We start from the raw sequence: 21,348 nt of genomic DNA, 5'->3' as shown, positions 1-21,348 counted from the left end.
CGGTGCCTCATTAGCAGACGGGTCGGCGAAACACAAAAAGCACCCATTCGCGGTGCAGGCGTGCGCACGCCGCCGGGGGCTACCTCCGGGCGGGTCGGGGCGTGCGGAGAACAGGTGACAGGAACGATGCGGATTTCCACGCTTCGAATCGGTGCGAGGCTTCGAGGTGGCGAGGAGCGCCGCAAGGGACGGCTGACGCGCGGCTACACGCGGCGCTCGCTGATCTTCGCGCTGATCGCGGGCACCGCGGTGCTGGCGGCGGAACCGTTGATCCACAAGACATTTTCGCATGCGCAGGCGCAATCCTCCGCCCCGGCGACCAGCGGGCCGGTGGGGCGCGAGAGCGGGCTGCCGGTGCCGCGTTTCGTCTCGATCAAGGCCGACAAGGTGAATGTGCGCTCGGGTCCCACCCGCGATCACGGCGTGGCCTGGGTGTTCACCCGCGCCGGGCTGCCGGTGGAGATCACGGCGGAGTTCGAGAATTGGCGGCGTATCCGCGATTCCGACGGCGCCGAGGGGTGGGTCTACCACTCGATGCTGTCGAGCCGGCGCACCGCGCTGGTCGGGCCATGGCTCAAGGGTGGGCCGACCTCGCTCTATGGCGGTCGCGACGCGAAATCCCGCGTCGCCGCACAGGTGGAGCCCGGGGTTCTGGGGCAGGTCAGCGATTGCGACGGAACCTGGTGCCGCTTCTATGGCGCCGGTTTCGAGGGTTTCATCGAGCAGGTGAAGCTTTGGGGGGTCTATCCGGGCGAGAAGGTCGACTAGTCCAGCTGGCCCCGGCTCGTGGTCCGGTGAGGTGTACGATGCGGCCGATTTGCTGCCATGGGTGCGGTTGTCAGCCGCACATGAGATCGGCGCAGCGATAGCCGATCATCATCGAGGGGGCGTGGGTGTTGCCGCTGGTCATCAGCGGCATCACCGAGGCATCGGCGACGCGCAGATTTTCGATGCCGTGCACCCGAAGGTCGGGACCCGTCACGCTTGACGGGTCGTCGGGGCGGCCCATGCGGCAGGTGCCGACCGGGTGATAGGCGGTGCCGCAGAGCTGGGCGATGACGGCATCGGCGGCGATGGGGTCGGCCGGGACGTCCGGGGCGAGGCGTCGGCCGCGGAAGGCATCGAAGGCCGGTTGCGCGATGACCTCTTCCAGCATCCGCACCCCGGCGCGCAGCGCGCGGCGGTCGCCCTCGGTGGCGAGGTAGTTGGCGACAATGCGCGGGCCATCTTCCGCATCGGCGCTGCGCAGGGTGATTCGCCCGCGACTCTCCGGCCGCAGCTGATAGGCGGAGACGCCGAAGCCATGCGGCAGCGGTGCGCGCTGCACCAGCGGCAGCCACGGCTTGTAGGTCGAAAGGCCGGGCACGAACAGGCCCTCTATGTCGGGCTCCGGCTCGGAGGCCCGCGAGCGCAGCAGGAAGCCGACGGCGAACGGCGTGCGCGCCGCCACGCCGGAGCCGAACGCCCAGGCCCGGGCGACGCCGAGCACGGCGCGGTCGAGGCGGGTGAAGGGCTGCAGGCTCACCGGCTGCCGGCATTCATAGGTGAGGCGGGCAAAGACGTGGTCTTGCAGATTGGCGCCGACTCCCGGCAGGTCCCGCACCACCTCGATGCCGAGCCGGCGCAGATCCCCGGCCGGGCCGATGCCGGAAAGCATGAGCAGCTTCGGCGTGTTGACGGCGCCGCAGCTCAGCACGATCTCCGATCCCCGATAGTCCCGCTCGCGGCCGCCCTTCGCCGCCACCACCGCGGTGGCGCGGCCTGCCGCTACGCGGAGGCGGCGGGCGGTGGCACCGGTTATCACGGTGAGATTGCCCGGCCGGCGCCCGCGCAGGAAGGTCGCCGCCGACGACATGCGCCGGCCGTCGCGGATGTTGACGGTAAAGCGGCCGAAACCTTCCTGCCCGCCGGCATTGAAATCATCGGCCCGCGGATGGCCGGCCTGATCGCCGGCGGCCAGAAACGCGGCGAACAGCGGGTTGTCGCCGTCATGGCGCATCAGCGGGACATGCCGCAATGGCGCAGACCGGGCGTGCGGCGCGTTGGCGGCGGTGCCGCGCTCCAGCGCCTCGAAGGCAGGCCCGACGCTTCGCCAGTCCCACCCCGCCGCGCCGGCCGCCGCCCAGCGGTCGTAATCGGCGGGGCGGCCGCGCATCCACACCATGCCGTTGATGGAGGAGGAGCCGCCAAGCACCCGGCCGCGCGGCCAGGCGATGCTGCGGCCGCCGAGGCCGGGATCTGGCTCCGTCATGTCGCGCCAGACCCCGATATCGTGATTGGCGAGGAAGCCGGTGAGGATCGGCACGCCGTGCAGCATCGGCAGGTCGCGCCCGCCGGCCTCCAGCAGCAGCACGCGCCGGTCGGGATCCTCGGCGAGCCGGGAGGCGACGATGGCTCCGGCCGCGCCGGCGCCTACCACGATGACATCCCAATGGTCCATCGTTCCGCCCCATCCTTGGTGTGAGGGCTCACCGAGCCTCCCATGAGATGGTCGCGGAAGCTGAATTTATCGTCAACGCCAAAAATAGAGCAAACTCCAAGATAATCGATGCGCGGAGTGCCGTTCGCCGGCGGCGCGGCAGCCGGACGGCGTCGAACGATCACCGGTCGTGACGAGCCCAAGCATCCCGGTGATCGACGCCGGCCGAACCTGAACCTGCTCGACGGCGGTTGCTCGCACATTTGAAGGGGCTGCCCTGCGCGATGCCCGCTAGGTGTTCGGAAGCGTGCCTGACGCCGCTGGTCGGGATGATCCTTCCGCGCCGACGAGTGGCAGTCGGCGGAGCGATGGAACCGGCATGCGATCGGTTGCGCCCACTCCGCCTGTGGTGAGAGGGCGGCGTGTTCGGGCGCGGGCGGGGCATGGGGGGGCGGGACATGGGGGCGGGCATGCGGCGGGACCGCGTGGGAGCCGGCCGGAGGCGGGGTAGGAAGGGCGAGGCCGAAGGGGCGACGCTTCGGGCGTGCCGCTTCGAGCGCGCGGCTTGGAACCTACAGCTTGGAGCGCGAGGTTCATGGGCAAATGAAAAGGCCGGTCATGCGACCGGCCCTTTTTGAAATCGTCGATGATCTCGCGCGGTCTCCGCGCGATTGTCTCAGCCGCGGCGCTTGGGGCGCAAGCGCACCACCACGTCGACGCGGGCGATCTCGTAGCCTTCCGGCGGCTCGGGAACCCGCTCCACCTCGACCGCCGCGCTGGGAATGTCGAGCAGGTGATTCTCGCCTTCCATGAAGAAGTGATGGTGGTCCGACGGGTTGGTGTCGAAATAGGTCTTCGAGCCGTCAATGGCGAGTTCGCGCAGCAGCCCGACCTCGGTGAACTGGTGCAGCGTGTTGTACACCGTGGCCAGCGACACCGGGAAACGCGCCTTGATCGCTTCCTCGTGCAGGATTTCCGCCGAGACGTGACGGTCGCCCTTGGCGAACAGCAGCCAGCCGAGCGCCAGGCGCTGGCGGGTGGGGCGCAGCCCGACATCGCGCAACATATGGCGCACGTCATGGAACGGGCAGCCGGTGCGGCTGGCGGCGGCAACATCCCGCAGCCGGGCGACCGGAAGCACCGGTTCGTCATCCTCCATCACCATGCGCGATACGGCGATAGGGGCAGGGCGAAAAGTCTCGCTCATTTCACGATCCGAACAGACAATCCAAGACAACTGCCAGCCTTTCGGCCAGCGCTGCTCGCGGTTGCAAAGCGATGCCGCCACGACGCAAGCGGCCGCGGGCAACGGGTTTTTCACCTGGCATTATATTCGCAGGCTGCGCGCCAGAGCAACAATGCCTTGCATTATAGTAATCATTCCAATCTGAAAGCGCGAGAGTGGCACGGCCGGCGCCTGTCATGCCGCCGACACAGTGAGCGGTAGCGCCGCACGGGGGGTGGCTTTGAGCCGGCAGGGCGCTGTGATAGGAAGCGCCAGAACCGGGCGGCAGCCTTACCGCTCACGGTCGAAACGACAAGCGTGGTGATACGGCGGCAATGGTCGAACGGCAGAACAGCTTCTCCTACGATGAACTGCTCGCATGCGGGCGCGGCGAGCTTTTCGGGCCGGGCAACGCCCAGTTGCCGCTGCCCCCGATGCTGATGTTCGACCGCATCACCGAGATCTCCGAGGATGGCGGCGCCAACGGCAAGGGGCATGTGCGCGCCGAGCTCGACGTCAATCCCGAGCTGTGGTTCTTCGCCTGCCACTTCAAGGGCGACCCGGTGATGCCGGGCTGCCTCGGCCTCGACGCCATGTGGCAGCTGGTCGGCTTCCATCTCGGCTGGCTCGGTTCGCCCGGCCGCGGGCGTGCCCTCGGTCTCGGCGAATTGAAATTCTCCGGCCAGGTGCTGCCGACGGTGAAGAAAGTGGTCTACGGCATCGACTTCAAGCGCGTCATGCGCTCGAAGCTGGTGCTGGGCATCGCCGATGGCTGGCTCGAGGCTGACGGCGAAGTGATCTACCGCGCCAGCGACTTGAAGGTCGGCCTGTTCCAGACCTGATCCTGCGACGGGCGGCGCTGCGCGACGGCCCGCGGGCCGCACGGCCTTGTCGACCAGGGCTGCCGGTGCCATCTGCCCGGAGCTCACTCACGAATAGGGCTTCGCACGGCGCGGACAGAAACGCCGCCGGCACCCGCCAAGGAAGGAAAGCCTATGCGCCGCGTCGTCGTCACCGGGATGGGTATCGTCTCGTCGATCGGCAACTCCACCCAGGAGGTGCTCGCCTCGCTGCGCGAGGGCAAGAGCGGCATCACCCGCTCCGACAGTTATGTCGAGCACGGTTTCCGCTCTCAGGTACATGGCGCGCCGCTGCTCGACGCCAGCGAGATCGTCGACCGCCGGGCAATGCGCTTCCACGGCGGCGGCACCGCCTGGAACCATGTCGCCATGGAACAGGCGATCCGCGATTCCGGGCTTGAGGAGAACGAGGTCTCCAACGAGCGCACCGGCCTCGTCATGGGCTCGGGCGGCTCCTCCACCCGCACCATCGTCGAGGCCGCCGACATCACCCGCAAGAACGGCAGCCCCAAGCGCGTCGGCCCGTTCGCGGTGCCGAAGGCGATGGGCTCCACCGCTTCGGCGACGCTGTCGACCTGGTTCAAGATCAAGGGCGCCAGCTATTCGATCTCGGCCGCCTGCGCGACCACCAATATCTGCATCGGCAACGCCGCCGAGATGATCCAGTACGGCAAGCAGGACATCGTGTTCGCCGGCGGCTGCGAGGATCTCGACTGGACGCTGTCCTGCCTGTTCGACGCCATGGGCGCGATGTCCTCCGACTATAACGACCGCCCGGCGGTGGCCTCGCGCCCCTATGACAAGAACCGCGACGGCTTCGTGATCTCCGGCGGTGCCGGGGTGCTGGTGCTCGAGGAACTGGAGCACGCCAAGGCGCGCGGCGCCCGCATCTATGCCGAGATCATCGGCTACGGCACCTCCTCGGACGGCGCCGACATGGTCGCCCCCTCCGGCGAGGGCGCGGCGCGGGCGATGCGCCAGGCGCTGACCACGGTGAAGGGCGGCATCGACTACATCAACCCGCACGCCACCTCGACGCCGATCGGCGATCTCAAGGAGATCGAGGCGATCCGCGAGGTGTTCGGCGCCGGCTGCCCGCCGATCTCCGCCACCAAGTCGCTGACCGGCCACTCGCAGGGCGCCACCGGCGTGCACGAGGCGATCTACTCGATCCTGATGATGCAGAACGGCTTCATCGCCGCCAGCGCCCATATCGACGAGATCGACCCGGCCTTCGCCGACATGCCGATCGCCCGCGAGCGTGTCGACAACGTCAAGCTCGGCCGGGTGCTGTCCAACGGCTTCGGCTTCGGCGGCGCCAATGCCGTGCTGGTGCTGCAACATCCCGACGCCGCCTGAAACTTTTTTGACGTGAGCGTGCTTTCCCGTCGACCGGGCGTCATGGTCCGGTCGGAAAGAGCTCCAACCGGCGTTGCGCCGGCCGCGAGGAGAAGAATATGAGCCTGACGCAGGGCAATCCGGTGCATGGCAACCTGATGCAGGGCGGCCTGATGAACGGCAAGCGAGGCCTGATCATGGGCGTCGCCAACGATCATTCCATCGCCTGGGGCATCGCCCGGGCGCTGGCCGGGCAGGGGGCGGAGCTCGCCTTCTCCTATCAGGGCGAGGCGCTGGGTCGCCGGGTGAAGCCGCTGGCGCAGAGCCTCGGCAGCGACACCGTGCTGGCCTGTGACGTCGAGGACCTCGCCTCGGTCGACGGGCTGTTCGCCCAGCTGAAGGAGAAATGGGGAACCATCGACTTCCTGGTCCACGCCATCGGCTTCTCCGACAAGAACGAGCTGAAGGGCCGCTATGCCGACACCACGCGGGAGAACTTCTCGCGCACCATGGTGATCTCCTGCTTCTCCTTCACCGAGCTCGCCAAGCGGGCGGCGGCGCTGATGCCGAATGGCGGCTCGCTGGTGACGCTCACCTATGGCGGCTCGACACGAGTGATGCCGAACTACAACGTCATGGGCGTCGCCAAGGCGGCGCTGGAGGCGAGCATGCGCTACCTCGCCGCCGATTACGGGCCGCAGGGGGTGCGGGTGAACGCCATCTCCGCCGGGCCGATCCGCACGCTGGCCGGCGCCGGCATCGCCGATGCGCGGCTGATGTTCAACTACCAGAAGCGCCACGCGCCGCTGCGGCGCACCGTGACCATCGACGAGGTGGGCGGGGCGGCGCTGTACCTCATTTCCGACCTGTCGACCGGGGTGACCGGCGAGGTGCATTTCGTCGATTCCGGCTACAACATCATCTCCATGCCGCATCCCGCGGCGCTGAAGACCATCGAGGACGCGGTGGAAGCCGGCGAGGCGGCGGGGGACTAGCCCCGGCGCCGCCCCGTTAGCCTCGCCCGCCGGGTCAGCCGGCGAGCGTGTCCTTGTGGATCTTGCCGTCCTTCATGATGAGGCGGAACTTCGCCTCCGGATCGGCGATCAGCGACAGATCCTCCAGAGGGTTGCCGTCGACCAGGATCATGTCGGCGAGCGCGCCCTCTTCCAGCACGCCGAGCTTGCCGGGATAGGGATTGCGCGGGCCCGACAGCGCCAGCAATTCGGCATTGGTGGCGGTGGCCATCTTCAGCGCTTCCGCGCCGGAATACCAGCGGGCGAGATGGGTGAGCATCACCCCCTGGCGCCGCGCCAGCGCCGGCGAGAACAGCATGTCGGAGCCGAAGGCGGTCTTGATGCCATGCTTCTTCGCCAGTGCGTAGAGGCTGTCGGTGGCGGCGAAGATCGCCAGTGCCCGGTCGCGGCTGGGGCCGGTCAGTGGCCCCGTATCCTCGGCGCTGAGGAAGGGCTGGGTGCTGAGCCAGATGCCCTTCTCCGCCATCCGCGCCGCGATCTCCTCGTCCATCAGATGGCCGTGCTCGATGCAGGTGACGCCGGCGTCGAGCGAGCGCCGGATCGTCTGCGGTGCATAGGCATGGCTGGCGACATAGGTGTTCCAGTCGCCGGCGACCCGCACCGCGGCGGCCATCTCGCCTTGCGTGAAGGTGGAGGCGTCGAGCGGGCTGCGCGGCGAAGACACGCCGCCGCCGCCCACCATCTTCAGCTGCGAGGCGCCCTGCATCAGCTGCTCGCGCGCCCGCAGCATCACCTCCGCCTCGCCATCGGCGATGGCGAGGGCGCCGGACTGCTCGGTATGGCCCGGCACGCCGGCGGCGCGCGGCAGCTCGCCGAGCGGGCGCAGATCGCCATGGCCGGCGGTGGCGGTGATCATCGCGCCGCAGGGATAGATGCGCGGGCCGGTAGCGAGCCCCTCGTCGATCGCCTGCTTGAGCGGGAAGGAGGGGCCGCCGAGGTCGCGAATGGTGGTGAAGCCGCGCATCAGCGTGCGCTCGGCCTCGGCGGCGGCGGAAAGGAAGATGTAGCCGGGCTCGGCCGTCATCATGACCGGGAGCGGCAGCGCGGCGAAGATCGAGTGCCAGTGCATGTCGATCAGGCCGGGCATCAGTACCCGGCCGCCGCCGTCGATCACCCGCGCGCCTTCCGGCGGGGTCGGGGTGGCGGCGGCGATGGACTTGATCAGATTGTCCTCGACCAGCAGCGACACGCCGTCACGCAGCGAGGCGGAAGTGCCGTCGAACAGCCGGACATTGGTGAACAGCACCCGCTGCGGGCCGGCGGGCGCGCCCTGCGCCCGTGCCGGGCGCGCGAGGCCGAGCGCGGCGAGCGTGGCCGCCATGCCGGCGACGAAGCCGCGTCGCGACAGGCCGGCATCGAGCCGGGCCGCCAGGGCTTGCAATTCCGGCCGGTGGCAGAGGCAGCCGGTGTGGCCGGCCGCCTCGGTGGCGGTCGGGTCGGTGCAGGAAAAGGCGGGGGGAGGGGACTGGGGACGAAAGAACATAAGGGCACCTCCGGGTCGCCTCGGAACGTCGGTTCGCTCCCGTCCCGTTCGCGACTCCGGCACCCTAATCAGATGCGCCGCGCGCGCAACCCGCGCGCGGCGATGGTGCGCCGGGTTACTCGCCGGCGCTGAGGGCGATGCGGTAGGCGTCGGCGGGGTAGACGCCGAGGATGCGCAACTCCTTGGAGAAGAAGGCAAGTTCTTCCAGCGCGTTCTTCAGCGGCACATCGTCGGGATGGCCGATGACGTCGGCATAGAACTGGGTGGCGAAGAATTCGCCGTCGAGCTGGTAGGACTCCAGCTTGGTCATGTTCACGCTGTTGGTGGCGAAGCCGCCCAGCGCCTTGTAGAGCGCGGCCGGCACGTTGCGCACCCGGAACACGAAGGTGGTGACGGTGGGGCCGTTATGGGCCGGCGCCCAGTCGGCGTCGCGCGAGAGCAGGATGAAGCGGGTGGTGTTGTGCGCCTCGTCCTCGATGTTCTCGGCGATGATGTCGAGGCCGTAAATGTCGGCGGCGAGGCGCGGGGCGATGGCGGCGACGGTGGGATCGCCGGCCTCGGCGACCAGACGGGCGGCGCCCGCGGTATCCGAGCCGACCACCGCCTTCAGCCCGAGCTTGCGGATGATGTTGCGGCACTGGCCGAGCGCCATGACATGGCTGGTGACGGTCTTCACCGTGCCGAGCGTCGCGCCCTTCACCGCCATGAGCTGGTGGGAAAGCGGCAGGAAATGCTCGCCGACGATGTTGAGCCCGGAGGTCGGCATCAGATGATGGATGTCGGCGACCCGGCCGGCGACCGAGTTCTCGATCGGGATCATGCCGAGATCGGCCTCGCCGGACTGGATGGCGGCGAAGGCATCCTCGAAGGTCGGGCAGGGCAGGACCACGGCGTCGGGAAACCGCTCGCGGCTGGCATTGTGGGAATTGGCGCCCGGCTCGCCCTGAAAGGCCACGGTGCGGGGGGTCTTCATCGTGTTGCGTCCTTCACCTGCGCGCACGGCGACCCGTGGCGTCTCGAGACGGCGGTGCCGCGGATGCGGGTTCCGTTGCGTCGGCGCCGTTCGGGGCGCCCGGCAACCCGGCCGGCACCGTGCCGCAAAGCATCCCGAAAGCGCGACGGAACGCCGCGCCGCCCGCCGCCCCCTGCCGGCCGCGCGCCGGGCGGGAATGCCGGGCGGGCGCCGCGCGCACCTGCCCTACAGGCAAGATGCACGCGAAATATCAGCAGTTCCAGAGACTTGCGCGATGAGGGCGCTGACCCGGAGAGGCGCGGACGGTGGCGAAACGTAGCACCGCCGGCGCGCTTATACGGGTTGCACGCCCACGGTCAAAATGATTAGTTCCGCCCGCCGTTGGCGGCCGTGCAAAGCGGCTGTTACATTACGCGCGGGCAGCGGCGATCCAGCCGGATGGATCGCCGTGTCGGTCGAGGGAGCGGAACTACATATGGACAGCTTCGAGCTGAACAAGATCGCCGGCGCCGTGCTCGGCGTGCTGACTTTCACGCTGGGTCTGAACGTGTTTTCGGGCATCCTGTTCACGTCGCACGCGCCGGAGAAGCCCGGTTTCGAGATCGCCATTCCCGAAGGCGGCGGCGGTGCCGCCCAGGCCGCCGCGCCCGCCGACGTGCCGATCGCCGAACTGCTGCCCAAGGCCAGCGTCGAGAAGGGGGCCGCGGTCGCCAAGAAGTGCGCCGCCTGCCACAATTTCGTCGAGGGCGCCGGCGCCAAGGTCGGCCCGGACCTCTACGCGGTGGTCGGCCGTCCGGTGGCCAGCGCCGAGGGCTTCGCCTATTCCGCGGCGCTGAAGGCGCATGGCGGCACCTGGACCTTCGAGGAGCTGAACGCCTTCCTGAAGAATCCCAAGGGCGACATTCCCGGCACGGCCATGGGCTTCGCCGGCATCGCCAAGGAAACCGAGCGCGCCGACCTGCTGGTCTATCTCAACTCGCTGTCGCACAGCCCGCAGGCGATCCCGGCGGCGCCCTGAGCCCCGCATCGGCGGCTTCCGGCGCCAGACGCTTCGGAATTGCTTGTGAATTGCTTCACGATCACGTCAGGCCGGAGGCGCAGCGCGCTTCCGGCCTTATTGTTTTCCGAACGTCACCGTTCATAGTCGCCTCGCCGGAGGTAGGCTGTGCCGGCCTGCCCGGTGCGCCGGCCCGTCCGCCGCACAGAGGCTCGAACAAGGAAGTGCGCCGCATGGTCGATCGCCGATTTACCCCGGTCAGTGTCATCCCGGTCCAGATTGCCCCGGTCCAGATTGCCTCGGTCCAGGCTAACCCGATCCATGTCGCTTCGGCTTTCGCCCGCCCGTCGCGCCGGCTGGCCCTGGCGCTGATGGGCGCCGCGCTCGTCATCGGCACCTTCGGCGGTCCCGGCCCGGCGCAGGCCGAGCCGCAATGGCGCCACGGCCTCTCCCTGCTCGGGCAGCCGAAATACCCGGCCGACTTCAAGCGCTTCGATTATGTGAACCCGGACGCCCCCAAGGGCGGGCTGCTGAGGCTGTCCGCCTCCGGCACCTTCGATTCGCTCAACGACACCATCCCGCGCGGCAATCCCGCCGCCGGGCTGTCGCTGATCTACGACACGCTGATGGCTCCCGCCGCCGACGAGGTGGCGACCGAATACGGGCTGATCGCCGAAAGCGTGCGCTATCCCGACGACTTCGCCTCCGTCACCTACAAGCTGCGGCCGGAGGCGAAATGGCATGACGGCCAGAAGATCACCGCCGACGACGTGGTGTGGTCCTTCGAGCAGACGATCAAGAACAACCCGCGCCAGGCGTTCTATTACAGCCACGTCAAATCGGCGGCGAAGACCGGCGACGACGAGGTGACCTTCACCTTCGACCAGGCCGGCAACCGCGAATTGCCGCAGATCGTCGGGCAGCTGCGCATCATGCCCAGGCACTGGTGGACCGGCACCGACGCCAGCGGCAAGCCGCGCGACATCTCCCAGGGCACGCTGGAAGTGCCGCTCGGCTCCGGCCCCTACAAGGTGAAGCAGGTGGTGCCCGGCCGCTCGATCTCCTTCGAGCGGGTGAAGGACTATTGGGGCAAGGATCTGCCGGTGAACATCGGCACCAATAATTTCGACGAGCAGCGCTTCGAATATTTCCGCGACGACACGGTGGAACTGGAGGCCTTCAAGGGCGACCAGTACGACTTCCGCATCGAGAGCTCGGCCAAGGACTGGGCCACCGCCTACGACTTTCCGGCGGTGAAGCAGGGCAAGGTGATCCTGGAGGAGTTCGCCAACCGGGCTTCCGGCCAGATGCAGGCCTTCATCCCCAATCTGCGGCGGCCCAAGTTCCAGGACCAGCGGGTGCGCAAGGCGCTCGACTATGCGCTGGATTTCGAGGGCATGAACCGCACCCTGTTCTTCGGCCAGTACAAGCGGACCTCCAGCTATTTCCAGAATACCGAGCTGGCTTCCTCCGGCCTGCCGCAGGGGCGCGAGCTCGCCATACTGGAGAGCGTGAAGGACAAGATTCCCGCCGGCGTGTTCACCACCCCCTACCAGAACCCGCCGCAGGGCGGGGAGGAGGAGCGCCGCAGCAATCTGCGCGAGGCGGCGCGGCTGCTGAAGGAGGCCGGCTACACGGTCAAGGACCGCAAGCTGGTCAACGCCAAGGGCGAGCCCTTCACCATCGAGATCCTGATTGCCAACCCGGCCTTCGAGCGGGTGGCGCTGTTCTACAAGCCGGCGCTGGAGCGGCTCGGCATCACGGTCAACGTCCGTCAGGTCGACACCTCGCAATATATCAACCGGCTGCGGGCCCGCGATTTCGACATGATCATCTCCGGCTGGGGGCAATCGCTGTCGCCGGGCAACGAGCAGCGCGACTTCTGGGGTTCGGCGGCGGCGGATCGCGAGGGCTCGGCCAATTATGCCGGCATCAAGGATCCCGGCATCGACGCGCTGATCGAGAAGGTGATCTACGCCAAGGACCGCGAGGAGCTGGTGGCCGCCACCCATGCGCTCGACCGGGTGCTGCTCGCCTATGATTTCGTAATCCCGACCTGGAACTATCCGAACTACCGCACCGCGCGGTGGAATCGGTTCTCGCATCCCGACAAGCTGCCGGAATATTCCTTCGCCTTTCCCGACATCTGGTGGTGGGATGCGCAGAAGGCGGCGACGACGGGAGGGGCGCCGTGAGAGGGCCTCGCTGGAACGGATGGAGCGAGTGTTCTCCCCGCACCGAACGCGGCTGTTGCCGAGTTCGGTCTCTTGAAGGGCCAAACTCGGCAACAGCCGAGTTTGGCGGAGAGAGATGGGGTGAGGGGGCTCGACGCTTCCCGATGTCGTCCCCCCTCACCGACCCGCTGCGCGGGCCACCTCTCCCCAACGGGGAGAGGATAAGTCCGCCCGACATCCGGGACGGCGACGTTTCGGTTCATGACGGCTTTCGGCTTTCGCGCCGGGCGTTGCTCGGGCTGGCGGCTGGCGCCGGTGCATTCCTCGCCCAGCCGCGCCGCGGCCTCGCGCAGAGCCCCGCCGCTCCGGCTCCCGCGGCCGGCGCGGCGGCGTTGCCGGCCGGCGAGCTGCACGGGCTCTCGGCCTTCGGCGACCTGAAATACCCGGCCGACTTCGCGCATTTCGCCTATGTCGATCCCGCGGCGGTCCGGGGCGGGGCATTCTCGCATATGGGGCCGGTCGCCTACTACAATCAGGCGCTGCAGACCTTCAATTCCTTCAACGGCTACATCCTGAAGGGCGATGCGGCGCAGGGCATCGAGCTGACCTTCGACACGCTGATGGCGCGGGCGCTCGACGAGCCGGACGCCATCTACGGACTTGTCGCCCGCTCGGTGGCGGTGAGCGAGGACGGCACGCTCTACCGCTTCCGCCTGCGGCCGCAGGCGCGCTTCCATGACGGCTCGACGCTGGATGCCGAGGACGTCGCCTTTTCGCTGAACCTGCTCAAGACCAAGGGCCACCCGATCATCCAGCAGAGCCTGCGCGAGATGGAAGGCGCCGAGGCCGAGGGCGCCGACATCGCGGTGGTGCGCTTCGCCAAGGGGCGGGCGCGCGACGTGCCGCTGCTTGCCGCGCAGCTGCCGATCTTCTCGCGCGCCTATTATGCGGAGAAGAATTTCGAGGAATCGACGCTGGAACCGCCGCTCGGCTCCGGCTCCTACAAGGTCGGGCGCTTCGAATCCGGCCGCTATGTCGAATATGCCCGCGTCGCCGACTATTGGGGCGCCGGACTGCCGGTGAATGTCGGCGTCGATAATTTCGACACCGTCCGCTACGAGTATTTCCGTGACCGCGAGGTCGGCTTCGAGGCGTTCAAGGCCGGTGCCTACCGCTTCCGCGAGGAGTTCACCTCGCGCAGCTGGGCGACCGGCTATGATTTTCCCGCCATGCGGGACGGGCGGGTGAAGCGCGAGGAACTGCCCGACGGCACCCCCGGAGGCGCGCAGGGCTGGTTCCTCAACATCCGCCGGCCGCAATTCGCCGATCCGAAGCTGCGCGAGGCACTCGCCTATGCCTTCGACTTCGAATGGACCAACACCAATTTGATGTATGGCGCCTATAAGCGCACGCACTCCTTCTTCGAGAACTCGCCGCTGAAGGCGCAAGGCCAAGCCGGGCCGGCGGAAGCGGCGCTGATCGACACGCTGGCCGATATCGTGCCGGCGGAGGAAATCGCCGCTCTGAAGGGCACGCCGTGGTCGCCGCCGGTCTCCGACGGCTCGGGGCAGGACCGGACGCTGCTGCGCAAGGCCAGCGCGCTGCTGCGCGAGGCGGGGTTCACGGTGAAGGACGGGCGGCTCACCGACAAGCAGGGGCGGGCGGTCACCATCGAGTTCCTCGACGATGAGGGCTCGCTGGAGCGCCACACCGCGCCGTTCATCAAGAACCTGCATGTGCTTGGCATCGCGGCGAATTTCCGGGTGGTGGACCCGGCACAGTATCAGCGCCGGCTCAACGACTTCGATTTCGACGCCACGGTGCGGCGCTATTCGCTCACCTCGGTGCCGGGGGAATCGCTGCGCAGCTTCTTCGGCTCCAAGGCGGCGGCGACGCCGGGCTCGTCCAATTTGTCCGGCCTCGCCGACCCCGCCATCGACCGGCTGATCGACCTTGTCATCGCCGCCAATTCGCGCGACGAGCTGACCACCGCCTGCCGGGTGCTGGACCGGCGGCTGCGCTTCGACCGCTTCTGGGTGCCGCAATGGTATTCCGGCGTGCACCGCATCGCCTATTGGGACGAGTTCGCCTGGCCCGCCGCGCCGCGCCCGGCCTATGACCGCGCCATCCCCGCCATCTGGTCGGCGCGGCTGAGGAAGGCGGGGTGAGGATGAACGGACGTTAAGTTGACCGGCGGGCCGCCGCCCGCCACCCTGTGCGCAACCTCGGAGGTTCGCTCCCCGCATGCTCGCCTATATCGTCCGCCGCATCGCGCTGATGGTGCCGACCCTCATCGGCATCATGCTTATCTCCTTCGTGGTGGTGCAGTTCGCGCCCGGCGGCCCTATTGAGCGGGTGATCGCGCAGCTGACCGGCGAAGGCTCCTCCGCCACCCAGCGCATTTCCGGCGGCGGCGGCGATTTCGGCGGCGGCGGCGGCAGCGGCGCGGGATCGAGCGATCCGGCCTCCTCGAAATATCGCGGCGCGCAGGGGCTCGACCCAGCCTTCATCAAGCAGCTGGAGGTGCAGTTCGGCTTCGACAAGCCGGCGCATGAGCGCTTCGGCAAGATGCTGTGGGACTATGCCCGCTTCGATTTCGGCCGCAGCTATTTCCGCGACATCTCGGTGATCGACCTCATCAAGGAGAAGATGCCGGTCTCGATCTCGCTCGGCCTGTGGATGATGCTGATCACCTATGCGATCTCCATCCCGCTGGGCATCGCCAAGGCGGTGCGCGACGGCTCGCGCTTCGACGTGTGGACCTCGGCGGTGATCATCATCGGCTATGCGATACCGAGCTTCCTGTTCGCCATCCTCTTGATCATCGTCTTCGCCGGCGGCTCGTTCTTCTCGATCTTCCCGCTGCGCGGCCTGACCTCCGACAATTGGGACCAGCTGTCGCTCGGGGCCAAGATTCTCGATTATTTCTGGCACCTGGTGCTGCCGATCACCTCCATGGTGCTGGGCGCCTTCGCCACCATGGCGCTGCTGACCAAGAACTCGTTCCTCGACGAGATCAGGAAGCAATATGTCGTCACCGCGCGGATGAAGGGGCTGTCTGAGCGCTCGGTGCTCTACCGCCACGTGTTCCGCAACGCCATGCTGATCATCATCGCCGGCTTTCCCGGCGCCTTTGTCGGGGCGTTCTTTTCCGGCTCGCTGCTGATCGAGACCATCTTCTCGCTCGACGGGCTGGGACTGCTCGGCTTCGAGAGCGTGCTCAACCGCGACTATCCGGTGGTGTTCGCCAATCTCTACATCTTCTCGCTGGTCGGGCTGTTCGTAAATCTGCTCTCCGACCTCACCTATAGCTGGGTCGATCCCCGCATCGACTTCGAGACGCGGGACGTCTGAGCCATGGACGCCTCGACCTCCCAGCCCCTCCTGCCGCCGACCACCGAGCGGTCGCGGCTGTCGCCGATCAACCAGCGGCGGCTCGCCAATTTCCGCCGCAACCGCCGCGGCTTCTGGAGCTTCTGGCTGTTCATGGTGCTGTTCGTGATGAGCCTCGGCGCCGAGTTCATCGCCAACGACAAGCCGTTTCTGGTCGTATATGACGGCGGCTATTACTTCCCGGCCTTCAAGGCCTATCCCGAGACCGATTTCGGCGGCGACTTCGAGACCGAGGCCGATTATCGCGACCCCTATCTGCAGAAGCTGATCGCCGAGTCCGGCGGCTACATGGTGTGGCCGCCGATCCGCTACAGCTACTCGACGCATAATCTCGACCTGCCGACCCCGGCACCCTCGCCGCCGACCTGGATGCTCACCGAGGCGCAATGCGCGCCGGTGGTGGAAAAGCTCGGCCGTACCGGGGGCTGCGGTGCGCTGGAATGGAACTGGCTCGGCACCGACGACCAGGGCCGCGACGTGCTGGCGCGGCTGATCTACGGTTTCCGGCTCTCGGTGCTGTTCGGGCTGACGCTCACCATCATTTCCTCGGCGATCGGGGTGGCGGCCGGCGCGGTGCAGGGCTATTTCGGCGGCTGGACCGACCTGTTGTTCCAGCGCTTCATCGAGATCTGGACGGCGATCCCGGCGCTGTATCTGCTGCTCATCATCTCCTCGATCCTGGCGCCGGGCTTCTGGATCCTGCTCGGCATCTTGCTGCTGTTCTCCTGGGTGGCGCTGGTCGGGCTGGTGCGCGCCGAATTCCTGCGGGCGCGCAATTTCGAATATGTGCAGGCGGCGCGGGCGCTCGGCGTGTCGAACGGCGTCATCATGTGGCGGCACATGCTGCCCAACGCCATGGTGGCGACGCTGACCATGATGCCGTTCATCGTCTCCTCCTCGGTGATGACGCTGACCGCGCTCGACTTCCTCGGCTTCGGCCTGCCGCCCGGCTCGCCCTCGCTCGGCGAGTTGCTGGCGCAGGGCAAGTCGAACGTGCAGGCGCCATGGCTGGGGCTGACCGGCTTCTTCACCGTCGCCTTCATGCTGAGCCTGCTGATCTTCATCGGCGAAGCGGTGCGCGACGCCTTCGACCCGCGGAAGACCTTCACATGAGCGCGACGTCAGCCTCCGACGCCCCCCTGCTCTCGGTCGAGGATCTCTCCGTCGCCTTTGCTCGCGAGGGCGGCACCTCGGCGGTCGCGGTCGACCATGTGTCGTTCGCGCTGAAGCGCGGCGAGACGCTGGCGCTGGTCGGCGAGAGCGGTTCTGGCAAATCGGTGACCGCGCTCTCCATCCTCAAGCTCTTGCAGTATCCCGCCGCCTCGCATCCCTCCGGCCGGGTGATGTTCGAGGGGCAGGACCTGCTGGCGATGAGCGAGCGGCAGCTGCGCAAGGTACGCGGCAACGACATCACCATGGTGTTCCAGGAGCCGATGACCTCGCTGAACCCGCTGCACACGGTGGAGCAGCAGATCGCCGAGATCCTGTCGCTGCATCGCGGCATATCGGGCAGCGCGGCGCGCAAGCGGGTGATCGAGCTGCTGAACGAGGTCGGCATCGCCGAACCGGAGACGCGGCTCGGCTCCTATCCGCACCAGCTCTCCGGCGGGCAGCGCCAGCGGGTGATGATCGCCATGGCGCTGGCCAATGAGCCGAAGCTGCTGATCGCCGACGAGCCGACCACCGCGCTCGACGTTACCGTGCAGGCGCAGATCCTCGCGCTGCTGAAGCAATTGCAGGCGCGGCTGGGCATGACCTTGCTGTTCATCACCCACGACCTCGGCATCGTCAGGCGCATCGCCGACCGCATCTGCGTGATGAACAAGGGCAAGATCGTCGAGGAGGGGACGGTGGGCGAGGTGTTCGACACGCCCCAGCATCCCTATACCCGCCAGCTGATCGCCGCCCAGCCCTCGGGCGCGCCGGCGGCGGCGCAGCCCGACGCCGAGCTGATCATGGAGGCGAAGGACCTCAAAGTGTGGTTCCCGATCAAGGCCGGGCTGCTGCGCAAGACCGTCGGCCACGTCAAGGCGGTGAACGGCGTCTCGGTCGCCATCCGCAAGGGCGAGACGCTGGGCGTGGTCGGCGAGAGCGGTTCGGGCAAGACCACGCTTGGATTGGCCTTGCTGCGGCTGATCTCCTCCGACGGACCGATCGTGTTCATGGGGTCCCAGATCGATACGCTGGGCTTCAAGGACATGCGGACCCATCGCCACGACATGCAGATCGTGTTCCAGGACCCGTTCGGCTCGCTCTCCCCGCGCATGTCGATCGCCGACATCATCGGCGAGGGGCTGCGGGTGCACCAGCCGGAGCTTTCCGCCGACGCCCGCGACGCCCGGGTGGTGGAGGCGCTCGGCGATGTCGGGCTCGATCCCGAGAGTCGGCACCGCTACCCGCACGAATTCTCCGGCGGCCAGCGCCAGCGCGTCGCCATCGCCCGCGCCATCGTGCTGGAGCCGACCTTCGTGGTGCTGGACGAGCCGACCAGCGCGCTCGACATGATCGTGCAGGCGCAGATCGTCGACCTGCTGCGCGAGTTGCAGCAGCGGCGCGGCCTCACCTACATGTTCATCAGCCACGATCTCAAGGTGGTGGCGGCGCTCGCCTCGCGGCTGATCGTCATGCGCCATGGCGAGGTGGTGGAGCAGGGCGAGGCGGCGCCGATGTTCGCCGACCCGAAGACGCCCTATACGCGGGCGCTGTTCGCCGCCGCCTTCCATCTGGAGGAGGCGCCGGGAGCGGCCGCCGCTGCGCCGGCCGGCGGGGCTCCGGCGTGAGCCGTGCGCGGCCCGGGCCGCTCGGCGACCGGGCGGTGCCGGTGACGCTGGAAGGCCCGGCCGCCATTGGCGACGGCTTCCGGCCCTATGAGCGCTTCACCGTGACGCTGACCGGCGCCGGCGGCGCACCGCTGACGCAGGTGCGCGACATTTTGCGGGTCGGGCCGGTGGTGGGGGTGCTGGCCTGGGACCCGGCCGCCGGCGTATTTGCGCTGATCCGGCAGTTCCGCCTGCCGGCGCATCTGGCGACCGGGCGGGGCGAGCTGGTGGAGATCGCCGCCGGGCGGATCGAGGCGGGTGAGACGGCCGAGGTCGCGGCGCGGCGCGAATGCCATGAAGAGCTCGGCGTCGCGCCGGCGGCGCTGCTGCCGATGCTGAGCTTCATGCCGACGCCGGGCGTTACCGACGAGCATGCCGAACTGTTCCTGGCGCTGGTCGATGCCGCCCATGTGCCGGAAGAGGCGGGGGAGCCGGGCGAGGCCGAGCATACGAGGCCGTTTCTGCTGCCGGTCGCCGAGGCGATGGCGGCGCTGACCACGCCGGCGCCAGGGCTGATCGGCAACGTCTTCGTGCTGGCGGCGCTGCAATGGTTCGCGCTCAACCGCGCGCGGGCGGAGGTTTTCGCCACCGAACATATGCCGGCAAAATAACGCCGCATCCGACACTGTCACCGGCGTGACATTGAAGCTGCATAGAGGGTTCTTCCGATCCGCGGCCGTGCCGCATGTCCGAAGCGGAGACCCCTCATGCGCAAGACCTTGCTGGCTGCCGCCAGCCTCGCCCTTCTCTCCTCGACCGTGCTGTCCGGCGCGGCCTTCGCCGAGACGGTCTATCCGCTCGACCGCGCCACCATCCTCCAGGGCTCGCCCTTCGACTTCAAGGTGGAGTTCGACGGCGTCGTGAAGCCGGAAGATGTGAAGATCACCATCAATGGCGAGGACTACAAGAAGGTGCTCGGCAAGGAAGCGAGCTTCGTCGAGAAGGAGCCCGGCGTCGAGGCGTCGGCGCTGGTCCTGCGCGGCATCACCATCGCCACCCCCGGCAGCTACAAGGTCGAGGCGAGCGCCGCCGGCAAGACCAAGACGGTGACCTGGGAGGTCTATGGCACCCCGGCGCAGCCCAAGGCGAAGAACGTCATATTCTTCCTCGGCGACGGCATGTCGGTGGCGCACCGCACCGCCGCCCGCATCATGTCGAAGGGCAATACCGAAGGTAAGGCCAACGGCAAGCTGAACATGGACTATATGGACCGCATGGCGTTCATCGGCACCTCGTCGACCGATTCGATCGCGGTGGACAGCGCCAATTCCATGTCGGCCTACATGACCGGCCACAAGAGCGCCATCAACGCCATCGGCGTCTATGCCGACCGCACCAAGGACAGCTTCGACGACCCGAAGGTCGAAGTGCTGGGCGAAGCGGTGCGCCGCACCGGCAACAAGGCGCTGGGCATCGTCTCCACCGCCGAATTGCAGGACGCCACCCCGGCCGCGGTGGTCGCGCACACCCGCAAGCGCGCCGACAAGGCCGAGATCGCGCAGATGCTGTACGACGTCCGCCCGGACGTGGTGCTCGGCGGCGGCGGCGCCTATTTCATCCCGCAGTCGACCCCCGGTTCCAAGCGCAAGGACGACAAGAACTTCGTCGAGCTGTTCAAGGCCGACGGCTACCAGCTCGCCACCACCAAGGCCGAGCTGGACCAGGCGGCCAAGTCGAACTCCGGCAAGATCTTCGGCGTGTTCCACCCCGGCAACATGGACACCTGGCTCGACCGCAACCAGCTGAAGAAGGGCACCGTCGGCAAGTTCCCCGACCAGCCGGGCCTGGTCGACATGACGCGCGTGGCGCTCGACGCGTTGTCGAAGAACCCGGAAGGTTTCGTGCTGATGGTCGAGGGCGCCTCGATCGACAAGATGTCCCACCCGCTCGACTGGGACCGCGCGGTGGTGGAGACCATCGAGTTCGACCAGGCCATCGGCCTCGCCCGCGAATTCGCCAAGAACAACCCGGACACGCTGATCGTCGTCACCGGCGATCATGCGCATGGCGTCTCGGTGATCGGCACCATCGACGACGACAAGCCGGGCACCGACATGCGCGAGAAGGTCGGCACCTATGCCGAGGCCGGCTTCCCGAACTATGAAGACAAGAATGGCGACGGCTTCCCCGACCGCATCGACGTGTCGAAGCGCCTCGCCATCTTCGCCAACAACTACCCCGATTATTACGAGACCTTCCGCCCGAAGCTCGACGGCCCCTTCGTGCCGGCGGTGCAGAACGCCGAGAAGAAGTATGTCGCCAACGAGCAGTACAAGGACGTGCCCGGCGCGGTGCTGCGCATCGGCAACATCCCGCGCGACGGCGACAGCGGCGTGCATGCGGTTGATGACATCGTGCTGCAGGCCACCGGTCCCGGCTCGGAAGGCTTCCACGGCTATATGGAAGAAAGCGACGTCTATCGCGTGATCGCCGAGGCGCTGGCGTTCGGCGCGCCGAGCAAGCGCGCTTCCGCGCAGTGAGGCCGGGCGGGGGCTGTCCCCGCGGCTGATGCGAATGACGACGCCCGGTCCGCTTCGCGCGGGCCGGGCGTTGGTTTTCCGGGGCCCGGCGTCCGCCGGGAGAGTACCGCAGTGGCCGCGCCGTCAGAGCCGTGATCCGGTTCCGCGGTTGCC

16 protein-coding genes are annotated in these 21,348 nt (G+C 67.9%); 12 read left to right on the top strand and 4 right to left on the bottom strand.

Annotation, left to right across the window (positions count from 1 at the left end):
* Positions 1-126: 126 nt before the first annotated feature.
* Complete coding sequence (locus tag KHC24_RS21495) at positions 127-768, top strand: SH3 domain-containing protein (protein ID WP_213365565.1); 642 nt, start codon at positions 127-129, stop codon at positions 766-768.
* Between the two features lie 70 nt (positions 769-838).
* On the opposite strand, the gene KHC24_RS21490 is transcribed toward KHC24_RS21495, so the two are convergent.
* Positions 839-2,440 (bottom strand): GMC family oxidoreductase, encoded by a 1,602-nt coding sequence (locus tag KHC24_RS21490; protein WP_213365563.1) that lies wholly within the window; start codon positions 2,438-2,440, stop codon positions 839-841.
* A 655-nt stretch (positions 2,441-3,095) separates the two neighbouring features.
* On the bottom strand, positions 3,096-3,578 hold the full coding sequence (gene irrA / locus KHC24_RS21485) for an iron response transcriptional regulator IrrA (RefSeq protein WP_271180533.1): 483 nt from the start codon (positions 3,576-3,578) through the stop codon (positions 3,096-3,098).
* A gap of 401 nt (positions 3,579-3,979) precedes the next feature.
* Here irrA and fabA point away from each other — a divergent pair, with 401 nt between their 5' ends.
* From fabA to fabI, 3 genes are all read left to right on the top strand, one after another.
* On the top strand, positions 3,980-4,486 hold the full coding sequence (gene fabA / locus KHC24_RS21480; RefSeq protein WP_213365557.1) for a 3-hydroxyacyl-[acyl-carrier-protein] dehydratase FabA: 507 nt from the start codon (positions 3,980-3,982) through the stop codon (positions 4,484-4,486).
* 153 nt (positions 4,487-4,639) lie between these two features.
* A complete protein-coding gene (fabB, locus tag KHC24_RS21475; RefSeq protein ID WP_213365554.1) occupies positions 4,640-5,863 on the top strand; it encodes a beta-ketoacyl-ACP synthase I in 1,224 nt (407 codons plus the stop codon).
* Between the two features lie 137 nt (positions 5,864-6,000).
* A complete protein-coding gene (gene fabI / locus KHC24_RS21470; RefSeq protein WP_213365970.1) occupies positions 6,001-6,837 on the top strand; it encodes an enoyl-ACP reductase FabI in 837 nt (278 codons plus the stop codon).
* Between the two features lie 34 nt (positions 6,838-6,871).
* On the opposite strand, the gene KHC24_RS21465 is transcribed toward fabI, so the two are convergent.
* Positions 6,872-8,359, bottom strand: coding sequence for a metal-dependent hydrolase family protein (locus KHC24_RS21465; protein ID WP_213365551.1), 1,488 nt, complete (start codon positions 8,357-8,359; stop codon positions 6,872-6,874).
* A gap of 115 nt (positions 8,360-8,474) precedes the next feature.
* Positions 8,475-9,332 carry a prephenate dehydratase gene (locus KHC24_RS21460; RefSeq protein WP_213365548.1) on the bottom strand — a complete coding sequence of 286 codons (858 nt, stop codon included), beginning with the start codon at positions 9,330-9,332 and terminating at the stop codon, positions 8,475-8,477.
* A gap of 475 nt (positions 9,333-9,807) precedes the next feature.
* Between KHC24_RS21460 and KHC24_RS21455 the strand changes: the two genes are divergently transcribed.
* From KHC24_RS21455 to KHC24_RS21420, 8 genes are all read left to right on the top strand, one after another.
* On the top strand, positions 9,808-10,350 hold the full coding sequence (locus tag KHC24_RS21455) for a c-type cytochrome (protein WP_213365545.1): 543 nt from the start codon (positions 9,808-9,810) through the stop codon (positions 10,348-10,350).
* Between the two features lie 350 nt (positions 10,351-10,700).
* The gene (locus KHC24_RS21450) at positions 10,701-12,524 is read left to right on the top strand and encodes an extracellular solute-binding protein (RefSeq protein WP_213365967.1); all 1,824 of its coding nucleotides are present in this window, start codon (positions 10,701-10,703) and stop codon (positions 12,522-12,524) included.
* Between the two features lie 143 nt (positions 12,525-12,667).
* Positions 12,668-14,671 (top strand): extracellular solute-binding protein, encoded by a 2,004-nt coding sequence (locus KHC24_RS21445; RefSeq protein ID WP_213365542.1) that lies wholly within the window; start codon positions 12,668-12,670, stop codon positions 14,669-14,671.
* Positions 14,672-14,747: 76 nt separating this feature from the next.
* On the top strand, positions 14,748-15,857 hold the full coding sequence (locus tag KHC24_RS21440; protein WP_213365540.1) for a microcin C ABC transporter permease YejB: 1,110 nt from the start codon (positions 14,748-14,750) through the stop codon (positions 15,855-15,857).
* A gap of 3 nt (positions 15,858-15,860) precedes the next feature.
* On the top strand, positions 15,861-17,009 hold the full coding sequence (locus KHC24_RS21435) for an ABC transporter permease (protein ID WP_213365537.1): 1,149 nt from the start codon (positions 15,861-15,863) through the stop codon (positions 17,007-17,009).
* The gene (locus KHC24_RS21430) at positions 17,006-18,676 is read left to right on the top strand and encodes an ABC transporter ATP-binding protein (RefSeq protein ID WP_213365534.1); all 1,671 of its coding nucleotides are present in this window, start codon (positions 17,006-17,008) and stop codon (positions 18,674-18,676) included. Before KHC24_RS21435 ends, KHC24_RS21430 begins: the two co-directional genes overlap by 4 nt.
* Positions 18,673-19,326 carry an NUDIX domain-containing protein gene (locus KHC24_RS21425; protein WP_213365531.1) on the top strand — a complete coding sequence of 218 codons (654 nt, stop codon included), beginning with the start codon at positions 18,673-18,675 and terminating at the stop codon, positions 19,324-19,326. Before KHC24_RS21430 ends, KHC24_RS21425 begins: the two co-directional genes overlap by 4 nt.
* Positions 19,327-19,422: 96 nt before the next feature.
* Positions 19,423-21,195 (top strand): alkaline phosphatase, encoded by a 1,773-nt coding sequence (locus KHC24_RS21420; RefSeq protein ID WP_213365528.1) that lies wholly within the window; start codon positions 19,423-19,425, stop codon positions 21,193-21,195.
* Positions 21,196-21,348: the final 153 nt, after the last annotated feature.

The organism is Ancylobacter defluvii (genome assembly GCF_018390605.1).
Taxonomy (GTDB): Bacteria; Pseudomonadota; Alphaproteobacteria; order Rhizobiales; family Xanthobacteraceae; genus Ancylobacter; species Ancylobacter defluvii.
The sequence above is the reverse complement of the archived record's forward strand: the minus strand, read 5'-3'. Positions and strand labels throughout refer to the sequence as shown.

Excerpts from the sequence above, each read along its gene's own strand:
- KHC24_RS21495 (WP_213365565.1), top strand. The coding sequence starts at position 127 with ATGCGGATTTCCACGCTTCGAATCGGTGCGAGGCTTCGAGGTGGCGAG.
- KHC24_RS21490 (WP_213365563.1), bottom strand. The coding sequence starts at position 2,440 with ATGGACCATTGGGATGTCATCGTGGTAGGCGCCGGCGCGGCCGGAGCC.
- irrA (WP_271180533.1), bottom strand. The coding sequence starts at position 3,578 with ATGGAGGATGACGAACCGGTGCTTCCGGTCGCCCGGCTGCGGGATGTT.
- fabA (WP_213365557.1), top strand. The coding sequence starts at position 3,980 with ATGGTCGAACGGCAGAACAGCTTCTCCTACGATGAACTGCTCGCATGC.
- fabB (WP_213365554.1), top strand. The coding sequence starts at position 4,640 with ATGCGCCGCGTCGTCGTCACCGGGATGGGTATCGTCTCGTCGATCGGC.
- fabI (WP_213365970.1), top strand. The coding sequence starts at position 6,001 with ATGCAGGGCGGCCTGATGAACGGCAAGCGAGGCCTGATCATGGGCGTC.
- KHC24_RS21465 (WP_213365551.1), bottom strand. The coding sequence starts at position 8,359 with ATGTTCTTTCGTCCCCAGTCCCCTCCCCCCGCCTTTTCCTGCACCGAC.
- KHC24_RS21460 (WP_213365548.1), bottom strand. The coding sequence starts at position 9,332 with ATGAAGACCCCCCGCACCGTGGCCTTTCAGGGCGAGCCGGGCGCCAAT.
- KHC24_RS21455 (WP_213365545.1), top strand. The coding sequence starts at position 9,808 with ATGGACAGCTTCGAGCTGAACAAGATCGCCGGCGCCGTGCTCGGCGTG.
- KHC24_RS21450 (WP_213365967.1), top strand. The coding sequence starts at position 10,701 with ATGGGCGCCGCGCTCGTCATCGGCACCTTCGGCGGTCCCGGCCCGGCG.
- KHC24_RS21445 (WP_213365542.1), top strand. The coding sequence starts at position 12,668 with ATGTCGTCCCCCCTCACCGACCCGCTGCGCGGGCCACCTCTCCCCAAC.
- KHC24_RS21440 (WP_213365540.1), top strand. The coding sequence starts at position 14,748 with ATGCTCGCCTATATCGTCCGCCGCATCGCGCTGATGGTGCCGACCCTC.
- KHC24_RS21435 (WP_213365537.1), top strand. The coding sequence starts at position 15,861 with ATGGACGCCTCGACCTCCCAGCCCCTCCTGCCGCCGACCACCGAGCGG.
- KHC24_RS21430 (WP_213365534.1), top strand. The coding sequence starts at position 17,006 with ATGAGCGCGACGTCAGCCTCCGACGCCCCCCTGCTCTCGGTCGAGGAT.
- KHC24_RS21420 (WP_213365528.1), top strand. The coding sequence starts at position 19,423 with ATGCGCAAGACCTTGCTGGCTGCCGCCAGCCTCGCCCTTCTCTCCTCG.